This window comes from Mucilaginibacter sp. PPCGB 2223 (assembly GCF_001705515.1).
In the GTDB taxonomy this organism is placed as follows: domain Bacteria; phylum Bacteroidota; class Bacteroidia; order Sphingobacteriales; family Sphingobacteriaceae; genus Mucilaginibacter.
The window spans coordinates 101,370-112,643 of sequence record NZ_MDJS01000005.1; the positions used below are offsets into that span (position 1 = coordinate 101,370).

Consider the following 11,274-nt stretch of genomic DNA (forward strand, 5'->3'; position numbering starts at 1 on the left):
GTCAGGTCTGCAATAATAAAAGCTATAATGCAGGGGGTTAAGGGGCTACCGGATCCCAGGCATCCCTGCCTGCAAAAATATTGACAAGCGTATATTCCTTAGCTTCCTTATCCGTTAACTGGTGCGACCATGCCACCCTCGCTTTGGGGTTAGCACCCGGCCCGGTGCTTTTGTACTCGGCATAGTAGGCGGTTTTATCCTTATCCAAAAACATGTTATCGCCTTTCCAGGGGTTCCAGCCTTCGGGCAGTATCTGGCTGCCTAATTCGCAGCGGATGTATACCGTTTTGGCGTACGATCGCCATGGCCTGCCCAGGTAAGCTTTGTGCACCGAAGTATCGGCAACGATCTTACAATCAAACAATACGTAGCCGAATTTTTGACGCTGCGTAGTAGATGCCGCAGTAGTGAACGAGCTGATCAGGTTTTTGATGGTGCAGTTTTGGAACACACAGGTAGCCTCGCCAAAAATAAAATCGGTGGTGCCTTCGATGTAGCAATCTTTATAGTACTGGCGGCTCGCTTCGTTCGATACATACAACGTATCCTGGTTACCCAGTATACGGCAGTTTTCGATCACGCAACGGTCGCCCTCCACGTGCAGGGCAACAGCCTGGCCGACACGCCCGGCAGTATTTTCGATGGTCAGGTTTTTGGCTATGAAATCATTACCCTGTACCAAAACCGTATAGGAGTTAAACGTGGTGAATTTATCCTTGCCGAACATATCCTTACCGCCGGGAATAGCCTTACCCGAGTAATCGTTATTGGTGATGATGGTGTTCGCTTTATCCTCACCCAACAAGGTGATCTGGGTTTTCCAGGTCGGTACCACCAGCTTTTCGTGGTAGATACCTTTTTTAATATGGATAATTACCCGCTGGCCAAAATCACGCACCGAGTTTACCGCTTCCTGGATGGTTTTGTAATTGCCGCTGCCATCCGGCGCTACCGTAATATCCTTAGGATAAACCGGACCCTGTGCTTTAACCTGCACAATCAGTAGGGCAGAAAACAGGAATAGTGCTAAATGTTTCATCGTTATTTAATGCCCTCCAATACTTTGCTTTCGGCACCAAAGTTAAAAGTGGCTTGTGTTTTTGAGCGGCCGGTATCGGTGTTCTGCAATGCGATGTGTGCCGAACGCTCGCCGTTGATGCTCATAAACACATCGGTAGGCGTAAAGCTGCGGATCCCATCAAAAGTGAGCGTATTGCTGTTTTCGATGTAGATGAGCTGTTTACTATCGGTCACGTTCATCGTAATGTTCTTCAGGCTGATATCCTGCGCTTCGATGAACTCTGCGCCGCGGGTGGTTTTAAACACCATGTTTTCGAGGTGAATGCCTTTGATGCTCATTTCGGGTAGCCCCCTTACAAAAATGGCTTCCTTAGCGCCGTTGCAGGAGATATTACTTACGTAAAAATTGCGAAATTGCGGTGTACCCTCGTTAACCGGCGGAAAATCCTTCAAACCGAGCGTCGAGCCGGCTTTGCTCATGTAGTACATATCAAACAAAATGGCTTCGTTTACGATGTTACGCATCGCGATGTTTTTGATATAGATGTCTTCTACAATACCGCCACGGCCGCGGACAGTTTTAAAACGCAGGCCAATGTCTGTACCGATAAAGGTACAGTCGGTCACGAAGATATTGCGCGCGCCGCCGCTCATCTCACTGCCGATCACGAAGCCGCCATGGGCCCGGTAAACCACGTTGTTACGAATCACCACGTTCTCTGTCGGTTTGCCGCGTTTGCGGCCGTCTTCATCCCGGCCCGATTTGATGCAGATACCATCGTCACCGGCGTCAAAAGTGCTGCCCTCAACCAATACGTTCTTACACGATTCGATATCGATACCATCGCCGTTTTGCGCATTCCAGGGATTTTTTACATGTACATCCTGCAGGGTCATGTCTTCGCAAAGTAAGGTGTGCAGGCACCAGTTAGGCGAGTTCTCGAAGGTGGCGTCCTTCAGCCAAACCTTTTTGCAATTGGTTAATACGAGCATGTTGGGGCGGAAGAAATCTTTATACTCGGCATAGTCGCTGAGCGATTTGCCGGGTTGTATCGTACTCACATCCTTTACTTTCATCCCTTTTAAATAACTTTCGGATGGCAGCCAGCTCCTTCCGTCTTCGCTTACCACACCGCCCGATGCAACCAGCGCTTTCCATTCCGATTCGGTCAAACGGTCCTTGCCGATAGCGCGCCAAACACCGCCGTTCCCGTCAAAGATCCCGGCACCGGTAACGGCCACATTAACCAGGTCGGTACCCGATATCGGCGACTCGTTACGAACAGCCGGGTGCCCTTCGTAATTACCTTTTACCAAAGCGTACTGGCTTTTATCATCGGTAAATAAAACCAATGCAGCTCTGTCGGCATGCAGGTTTACATTGCTTTTTAAAACGATGGGCCCGGTTAACCATAAACCCTGCGGTATCAGCACTACACCGCCGCCTTTGGCGCTGCAGGCTAAAATGGCATCGTTAATGGCACGGGTATTCAGGGTAATACCATCGGCTACGGCGCCGTACTTTTTAATGTTGAAGGTGTCTTTTTTAAACACTGGCATTGCGGCCTTGGGCAGGTTGCTCCACGAATATTTTGCAGGTGCTTTTTGTGCCGATGCCTGTAGTATGCCCAGGCTGATCAGCAATGCGAAGGGGATAGATCTTGAGAATCTCATTTTATTATTAATAGGTTATGTTAATCATTTTGCCGCAGGTGCTACAGTCGGTGCGTTTGCCCCTTTAACTATCCTGTTGGCCAGGTCTAATTTCAATGTGCGGATATCTGCCAGTACGATCTGGGCTACTTTACGTGCACCTAACTCGTTAAAGTGCGTATCGTCCATCTTACCATCCGGGTAGTTCGGGTTTTCGCCTGGCGCAAGGTGGTTAAACAGCATTTTAGAGTTCTCCACACCATATTTTTGCAACACGGCCTGCCACTCCTTATCCAGATCGATCATAGGTACGTTTTGTTCTTTGGCTACCTGGCGCACCAGTTCCGAATACGTATCGTGCGTGCCCTGCACATTGCCCGATGCATCGAACTTACGGCGGGCAACCGGGGTTAACAAAACCGGGACACCTTTCTTATTGCGCGTTTCGGTAATGAATTTTACCAGGTTGGCTTTAAACTCTGCTTCAGGCGTATAGGTTTTTTTGGTTGGGACCTCGTCATTATGCCCGAATTGAATGAACACATAATCGCCTTCTTTCAGGTTCTTCTCTACATCTTCCCACCTTTTTTCGGCGATGAACGATTTGGTGCTGCGTCCGTTCTGCGCACGGTTATCAACAGTTACCGACTGATCGAAAAACCAACTGAAAGGCATGCCCCAGCCTGTTTCGGGATAGGTTTTAACCTGTTTATTGGCCATGGTCGAATCGCCGATGAGGTATACGGTTATCTTATTTTGCTGAACCAATGTGAACGACATTAAACCCAATAAGCCTATGGTGGTAATGGTTTTGAGGAGCGTAGCTTTCATAGCGCAGTGTTCTGTTATTTCAAATTTAACAAATTAAAAAGGCCGCCTGTTTAAGCGGCCTTAATATATTTACGTATTAAGCAAATTAGTATCCCGGGTTTTGAGTCAACAAAGGGTTTGCATCCAACGAAGGCTGTGGTATTGGCAACAGCTCGCTGTGATTTGGCGTAAAATATTTAGCCACAAAATCAATATAAGGCACTGTACCGGTATTGGTAATTGCACTTACCCATGCCACTTTGGTAGTACCGGCCGGGGTTGACGACGGCGATGGCGCGTACAACGAATTGCTATATACAATTGTTTGCTGGCCGGCGGTATAATACATTGATTGCGGCAGGTTGTTATACGGGGCCTGCTTATTCATCATCAGCGTTAAATTTGCCCTGGTTGCCAAGATGTTGGTGCTCAACAAATTCCATCTGATCAGGTCGTATTTACGGATACCTTCGCCACCAAATTCGAACATTCTTTCGTTTACGATAGCAGTAAAAAAAGCATCATGTGTGGCTGGTATGGTGCCAATTGAAGCTCCGCCGAAACCTCTGCTGCGCACCTGGGTAAAATAGGCTATAGCATTGGCAGTCGGGCCGTTGTTTAATTCATTATCAGCCTCGGCATACATCAATAAAATGTCTGAGTAGCGTAGTATCGGCCAGTTAACACTAAAATACTGTGACAGGAATCCTGCCGAAGTATTAAAACCAGGATTAGTTATCCAGTCTCTTCTAAATTTACCATCCAGTATCCCGGTAAGTTTTTGCAATACTTTCGTACCATCCAGGTTAAAATAGTACGGCGCAGCGGTAACATCGCGCCGGGTATCATTCGGGTCAAAAGCGTAAAAGTAGGTAGGTAATATCAGTAAAGTTGCATTACCATAGTTCGACGAGCCATTAACCAGGCGGGGGCCGTTGTAATAACCTAATTTACTATCAGATGTACCGCTGCCGCCGGCCATCGCAACCTCAAACATAATTTCGTAGGTTGGGTCGGGGGTATGCGCATCAACATAATTTTTCCATAAATTTTGATAGCTTGGGTTTAAGGCATGGGCACCGCTGGCAATTATTGCAGCGCATTCGTCCCTTGCTATCTGGTAGTACTTAAGATAATCCGAACGGCGTTCCATTAATCCCGATTCGTTTCTCAACGAATATCCGCCTCTAAATAATGCCAGGCGGGCTCTGAGGCCCCTGGCAACGCCTTGAGTAATACGTTCATCACGAGCTACACCCGTAGCCCCGCCCCAAGGCAATAAAGACTCGGCCGTTTGCAAGTCGCCAATCAACTTGTCGTAAATTACGTCGCGGTTGGTTTTAGATATAACCAATGTCGGCATATCGGCCGATGGCACAAACTGCGCCGGTACATCGCCCCAGTTCCTGATCAGTTCAAAATAAAACTGGGCGCGTAAAGTCAGCACCTCGCCGAGCAACCTTTTTGCCGCGGCCTGATCACTTGCCGAGCCGCTGGTGTATTGCGACATTAACGGAATATATTTGATACAGATATTGGCCCTTTCAATTCCCTGGTATAATTGTTCAAAAGGACTTTCTAATTGGGTATTTGAAGCGGTCGCGCCATAGCGGGCAATATCTCTCCGGTCGCCGTCAAGCGCAGCAGTCGAATTAGGGGCGCCCAGCATTTCATCGTTATCATAGGGGTAATACATGCTTAGCCTGATGCCATAACCATTGTCTCCGGTTAGTTTGGCATACACGCCCATTACCACATCGGTGGCCAGGGTTACATTGCTAAATGCTTCTTGTGTTGAGAAAGCCGATACCGGCGTTTCTGTAAGATATTTTTTACACGAGCTGATTAACGATGCCGTTGAAACAACAGCTACCATTAAACTACTATATATTAATTTCCTTTTCATCCTGAATAATTTTTAAATAGTTATAAACTAAGGTTTACACCAAAAATATATGTCTTTGCACGCGGGTAAGCGGCATAATCAACGCCAGGGGTTAAGCTGGTCGCCCTGCGCGTATTGGCTTCAGGGTCGTACCCGGTGTAGCCGGTTATGATGCCGATATTATTACCCGTAGCATATACTCTAAGTTTACTCACTTTTATTCTCTTTAACAGATTGTTGCTAAAACTATAACCCAGGGTAAGGTTGTTTAACCTGATAAACGATGAGCTTTCCAGAAACTTTGAGGCCATATAGTATTGCGCAGGGCCCGTAATTGGAACCGGTTGTGTTGCATTGGCATTTAAAGCGGCAAGCTGATCGGGGGCTATGCCCGTAGCCGTACCCGTGTTTTCGACCTGAGCGCCATTGGCATCAATGGTTTTCCACCGGTTAGCAGCAGAGGCAAGTAAATTGGTATTGGAAGTGTAACCATTGGTAAACTCAATTGCATTGGCATTGAAAACCTTACCGCCAGCCTGGAAATTGATGAAGAAACTCAAATCAAAGCCTTTATAGGTAAATTGCTGATTTAAGCCGCCTGTAAATTTAGGCACAGTGTTACCCAGGACAGTTTGATCCGCCGTTGATAATACCGGGTTACCATTCGCATTTAATGTCGGATTAGGGTTAATTAATTTAAACTTTGTCATGCCTGGAAATGGTGTTCCGATAATTTTCGACGGATCAACATAATTAGCGCCTGCTTTCAAAGTATATTTTTTTGATGTCGGATCATAATCAAAATCGCTGGTTGTATAAAAGCCATCGCTGACATAACCATAAGCTTCGCCAACCGGCTGGCCTACCTGTACAATAAAATCGGCAGGGGTTCCCGAAACACCGTAGCCCGACGATTGCAGGAAGGAGTTTTGGCCCGATGCAAGCGCTACGATTTTGTTCTCGTTATAGGCTATGTTAAAGTTGGCCGTCCAGCTAAAATCCTTAAATTGAAGCACGGTTGCATTTAACTGGGTTTCGATCCCCTGGTTTGAGGTGCGCCCAATGTTCTGGTATTGCGTTTGATAGCCCGAACTGGTAGGGATGCTCGCATTAAGTAGCAGATCTTTAGTAGTGTTTCGGTATGCATCTATCGAAACCTGGATCCTGTCATTTAGTATGCCAAAATCTAAGCCTATGTTTTTTGATACGGTTGTCTCCCATTTCAAATCAGGGTTAGCCAATGATGATGAGCTAAAGCCAATATTAGAGGTGTTTTTGTTAAGCGGGTACAGCGTATTGGCAGCAAAGGCTGTTTGGTAAAGATAATCGGAGATACGGTTGTTTCCGGATGTACCATAGCTTAACCGTAACTTAATGTTCGACAGGGCTCTGAAGTTCTGCATAAAGCTCTCGTCGGATACCTTCCAGGCAACCGAACCCGAAGGAAAATATCCCCAGCGGTTACCATCGGCAAACTTTGACGAGCCGTCGGCCCGTAATGTAAACTGAGCAAGATATTTTTTATCAAATGTATAATTTACGCGGGTAAAGAACGACACCAGGTGGTTTTCATAAACGGTTGGCACCGGGTTGCTCACAGCCAGCGTGCCCAGGTTGGGCTGATTAATGGCATCTGTTGAAGTTACGCCGATCGGGAAGAGTTTGTACGTCGAACTTAAACCATTAACATTCTGATTGTAAAATTCGTTGCCGAATAGCACACTTATATCGTGATGCTTCGGCTTGAATGACGCATTACTGAACGACAATACGTTTGAAAGGTCGAGCGTGTTGTTGTTTAAATTAGCCAGCGTTAAAATTGGCTGCCCGCTGCCATTTAAACGCGCATTAAACGTAATAATATCATCAAAAGCATTCTGTTTTTGCAGGTTATAATCTAAACCCAAAGTTGTTTTAAATTGCAGATACTTATTGATGGTATAATTTATATATCCGTTTAAATCCAGTACGGTTGTCGTATTTTCTCTAAATTGAGCCGCCGAGTTTACAATTGGGTTAAGTATGCCCACATTGTTGCCGGCCGCCAGCGTTTCGGCAAGATAATTCGGGTCGAATGAATCGGCGCCTTGACCCGGAAGATCAAAAGGGCGATACTTTACACTATTGCGCAACCCGTTATAAGTGGCGCTACCCGAGTTTGAGGTACCCGCTCCATGTACCACGGTGTTATTATAGCGTACGCCTAAACCTATTCTAAATTTGTCCGAAGCGGTGTGATCAAACTTAAAATTTAAAAGGTTACGGCCATAATCAGAGTTAACTACCGTACCCTGTTGCTCGTTATTGGTAAAGCTGATGTTAAACTGCGTAGCCTTTGTTCCCCCGGTTACACTGATGTTATGGCTTTGCTGAAAAGCATGGCGGCCCAATGCACGTTGCTGCCAGTCAACAAACGGTATGCTTTGATAGGTGTTTAAACCTGCCCATGTAGCACCATAATCAGGTATAAAGTTGGTTGTACTATCAGAAGCAAAGCGGTTTCTTTCCCACTGATAAACAACAAAATCGTATGGATTTAACACGGCTAACTCCCTTGCCAGCGTTGCTACACCCACAAAACCGTTGTAACTAACGGCTGTTTTTTGCTCGCGACCTCCTTTGGTTGTAATAATCACTACGCCATTTGCACCGCGTGCACCATAAATTGCAGTCGAAGCGGCGTCTTTAAGCACGTCTATCGACTCTATATCCTGAGGAGATAGACCGGTTAAACCGTTTTCAACCTGCACACCGTCAATAATGTACAACGGCGAATTATCCTGCGTTATTGAACCGCCGCCACGTACCCTTATCTTGATGTCGGCATCAGGAGAGCCCTCCGACTTAGTTACCTGTACGCCGGCCAGGCGGCCTGCCAATGCCTCGGCAGCCGAGTTCACCGGAATGTCTTTAAGTTGTTTTGCGGTTACTGATGATACCGAACCCGTGAGGTCGCGTCTTTTAACCGTTGCAAAACCTACAGCCACTACCTCATTCAGTTCTTTTGACTCATTGACCAGCGAAACATTCACAACAGTACGGTTACCAACGCTTACCTCCTGGGTAGCATAACCAATGTAACGAAATACCAGTACTACATTCTGGTTGTTTGCGATGGTTAATTTAAATTTACCATCTACATTAGTTTGTGTGCCGGTGGCAGTGCCCTTAACCAGTATACTGGCACCTATTACCGTTTCGCCGGTTGCTTTATCAGTAACAGTACCTGTAATTTGCCGGGTAGTTTGTGCCTTTGCAAATATTATTGCAAATAACAGCATAATAAGAAGTAAAATTTTCCTCATAAAATTAGGGTTAGTTTGTTTTTGGCATTGTTTATTATTTAATTTAATAACAGTCAGGTCAACTTTACGTTAGCATTTGTGAAAAATGGCAACCATTGTTTTACAGCGCTCATGCAGTTGCATAAACACCTATTTAAAAAAAACATGCTTTTTACAATACTTTCGGTTACAGTTGGTTAAACTGTTTAACGGTTTAAAAAGGATGGTTTATAATCTCCCGCAACAATTTTAGGTAGTTTTTGGCAACAAAAACCCAATATGGTCATAAATATTTGTGCAATCGTTGCCGGGAACGTTGCCGGATTATTATCAAAATTTGAATTATATTTGTCAATATCGTTTTTCGGCCTTTTAACGTTACCTTTATAATAATTGATTTGTAATTAAAAAAGCATGTTTGAGCCTATAACTATTAAGGATATCGCTAAGGCGCTCGGGCTTTCAACTTCTACCGTTTCAAGGGCGCTGAGAGGTGGCTACGAAATAAGTGCCGATACCAAAAAACTGGTGCTCGAATATGCCGAAAAAATAAACTATCACCCCAACCCTATTGCGCTGAGTTTAAAGGAGCGGCGCAGCCATTCGATAGGCGTGGTGGTTTGCGAAGTGGCCAATAACTATTTTTCGCAGGCCATCAACGGTATCGAATCCATTGCCTATAACCGGGGTTACCACGTTATCATTACCCAAACGCACGAGTCGTTCGATCGTGAAGTGGTGAACGTGCAACACATGGCGTCGCGTTCTGTGGATGGTTTGCTGATCTCGCTGTCATCAGAAACCAAAGACTTATCGCATATTAAATATTTACACGAAAAAGGGTTACCGATAGTGTTTTTTGATCGCGTTGCCGCGGATATCGAAACGCACAAAGTGGTGGCCAACAATTACCAGGGCGCTTTTGATGCTACCGAACACCTGATCAAAGCAGGTTTCCGTAAGATAGGGCATTTAACCAGTTCGCCAACCTTATCCATCACTAAAGAAAGGCTGGAGGGTTATAAAGCCGCTCTTGCAGCATACAATATCCCTTTCAGGGAATCGTACCTCAAAAATTGTGAGCACGGGGGCATGATCCAAACAGAGGTTGAAAGCGCTGTGCGCGAATTAATTACGATGACCGACAGGCCGGACGCTATTTTTGTAGCCGGCGATAAGCTGAGCACCGGTTGCTTAACAACGGTAAAAAAATTCGGGCTAAAAGTGCCTGCAGATATTGCCATTGCGGGTTTCACTAACTCCGATGTAGCCGAACTGTTTAACCCCCCGCTGACGTCGATCAGGCAGCCTGCTTTTAAAATAGGCCAGATAGCCACCGAAATGCTCATCCAACTGATTGAGAGTAAATACCCGGTTACCGAGTTTATAACCACCCGCCTGGATACCGAACTGGATATCCGCAAATCGTCCGAATATCAGCCGGTGCCCAAGTATACTTTCTGACAGAACCTCATTGCGCCTTATTGGCCTTGGCAGCACCTGCTTTAACGGGCGCACCGTCGCGTATCTCATCATTACCGGCCTGTACAATCTGATCGCCGCTGGTCAGCTTACCAAAAACTTCTACTTTTCCGTTAGCTTCGCGGCCTTTCTGTACCTCAACCCATTCGGCCCTGCCGCCAACCACTTTGATCACAAAAACCTTTTCGGTCGACTGCACCAGGGCTGTTTTCGGGATGACAAAAGTGCTATCGGCACCCGGCAGCGCCAGTTTTACCTCGGCATACATACCGGGCAGGAGGGCTTTGTTATCATTCATCACATCCATTTCCAACCGCTCAGACCGCAGCTTGTTATCCAGCGAGCCCGCCAGGCGGTTGACCGTAGCCGTGAATTTTCGACCGGGCATCGATCGTACAGTAAATTCGACCTTGTTCTTTTCCTTTAGCACGCCCGCGTAAGCTTCGGGCACCGACACTACCAAACGCAGGTGCTTTTGCTCCTGCAGTACAAACAAAGGCTGATCTGAACCTTTACCCGATGGGCCTACATATGCGCCAGGATTTACGTTACGCGCGCTGATCACACCGCTAAATGGCGCGCGGATATCCAGATAGCCTTTAGTTGCCAAAATACCCTGCAAAGCCGATTTGGCGGCCTGTAGCTGCGCTTCGTCGGAGTTTTTGCGGGCGGCTGCCTGATCGAGGTCGTTACCCGAAATGGTGCCCGGTGTTTTGCTGGTTTCGTACAAACGATCGTAATTGGCTTTGCTGGCCAGGTACACCGCTTCCTGCGATTTGAGCTTGGATTGTGCTTCGGCCAGTTGCGAATTGATCTCAGGGGCTTCCATGCTCACCAATAACTGGCCCTGGCTCACTTCGGAACCTACATCAACAAAAACCTTTTTTACAAAACTGTTCTCTTTGGCGTAAATGTCCACCTGCTGGTAAGGTATCAGTTCGCCGGGGATAGCCAGCGATGCGTTGAACAGGTCTTTTTTCAGCGGGGCCACCTGTACTGCAGGCGGTTGATCCATTTGCGCCTGGTTTTCTTCGTCGAGCTTTTTCTGCTCGTCCGAACCGCCGCATGAGAACAGGCTAACGCTTAATGCGCCTGCGATGATAAAAACCGGGGCTTTTTTAAATATATTGTTCATACAAT

At 46.5% G+C, this 11,274-nt stretch carries 7 protein-coding genes; 1 reads left to right on the top strand and 6 read right to left on the bottom strand.

The window, feature by feature from the left end:
* Nucleotides 1-37: 37 nt before the first annotated feature.
* From BEL04_RS21700 to BEL04_RS21720, 5 genes are all read right to left on the bottom strand, one after another.
* On the bottom strand, nt 38-1,039 hold the full coding sequence (locus tag BEL04_RS21700; protein ID WP_066007482.1) for a pectinesterase family protein: 1,002 nt from the start codon (nt 1,037-1,039) through the stop codon (nt 38-40).
* A 2-nt stretch (nt 1,040-1,041) separates the two neighbouring features.
* Nucleotides 1,042-2,694, bottom strand: a complete 1,653-nt coding sequence (locus tag BEL04_RS21705; protein ID WP_066007483.1) for a glycoside hydrolase family 28 protein — start codon at nt 2,692-2,694, stop codon at nt 1,042-1,044.
* Nucleotides 2,695-2,718: 24 nt separating this feature from the next.
* Nucleotides 2,719-3,504 carry a rhamnogalacturonan acetylesterase gene (locus tag BEL04_RS21710; RefSeq protein WP_066007485.1) on the bottom strand — a complete coding sequence of 262 codons (786 nt, stop codon included), beginning with the start codon at nt 3,502-3,504 and terminating at the stop codon, nt 2,719-2,721.
* 85 nt (nt 3,505-3,589) lie between these two features.
* Nucleotides 3,590-5,389, bottom strand: a complete 1,800-nt coding sequence (locus BEL04_RS21715) for a RagB/SusD family nutrient uptake outer membrane protein (protein ID WP_066007487.1) — start codon at nt 5,387-5,389, stop codon at nt 3,590-3,592.
* A 20-nt stretch (nt 5,390-5,409) separates the two neighbouring features.
* The gene (locus BEL04_RS21720; RefSeq protein WP_066007489.1) at nt 5,410-8,673 is read right to left on the bottom strand and encodes a TonB-dependent receptor; all 3,264 of its coding nucleotides are present in this window, start codon (nt 8,671-8,673) and stop codon (nt 5,410-5,412) included.
* Between the two features lie 393 nt (nt 8,674-9,066).
* Here BEL04_RS21720 and BEL04_RS21725 point away from each other — a divergent pair, with 393 nt between their 5' ends.
* Nucleotides 9,067-10,116, top strand: coding sequence for a LacI family DNA-binding transcriptional regulator (locus BEL04_RS21725; RefSeq protein WP_066007490.1), 1,050 nt, complete (start codon nt 9,067-9,069; stop codon nt 10,114-10,116).
* A 7-nt stretch (nt 10,117-10,123) separates the two neighbouring features.
* Here BEL04_RS21725 and BEL04_RS21730 read toward each other — a convergent pair whose 3' ends face one another.
* The gene (locus tag BEL04_RS21730) at nt 10,124-11,269 is read right to left on the bottom strand and encodes an efflux RND transporter periplasmic adaptor subunit (protein ID WP_066007491.1); all 1,146 of its coding nucleotides are present in this window, start codon (nt 11,267-11,269) and stop codon (nt 10,124-10,126) included.
* Between the last annotated feature and the right edge of the window lie 5 nt (nt 11,270-11,274).

Coding starts and splice junctions, on each gene's coding strand:
- BEL04_RS21700 (WP_066007482.1), bottom strand. CDS start 1,039: ATGAAACATTTAGCACTATTCCTGTTTTCTGCCCTACTGATTGTGCAG.
- BEL04_RS21710 (WP_066007485.1), bottom strand. CDS start 3,504: ATGAAAGCTACGCTCCTCAAAACCATTACCACCATAGGCTTATTGGGT.
- BEL04_RS21715 (WP_066007487.1), bottom strand. CDS start 5,389: ATGAAAAGGAAATTAATATATAGTAGTTTAATGGTAGCTGTTGTTTCA.
- BEL04_RS21705 (WP_066007483.1), bottom strand. CDS start 2,694: ATGAGATTCTCAAGATCTATCCCCTTCGCATTGCTGATCAGCCTGGGC.
- BEL04_RS21725 (WP_066007490.1), top strand. CDS start 9,067: ATGTTTGAGCCTATAACTATTAAGGATATCGCTAAGGCGCTCGGGCTT.
- BEL04_RS21720 (WP_066007489.1), bottom strand. CDS start 8,673: ATGAGGAAAATTTTACTTCTTATTATGCTGTTATTTGCAATAATATTT.
- BEL04_RS21730 (WP_066007491.1), bottom strand. CDS start 11,269: ATGAACAATATATTTAAAAAAGCCCCGGTTTTTATCATCGCAGGCGCA.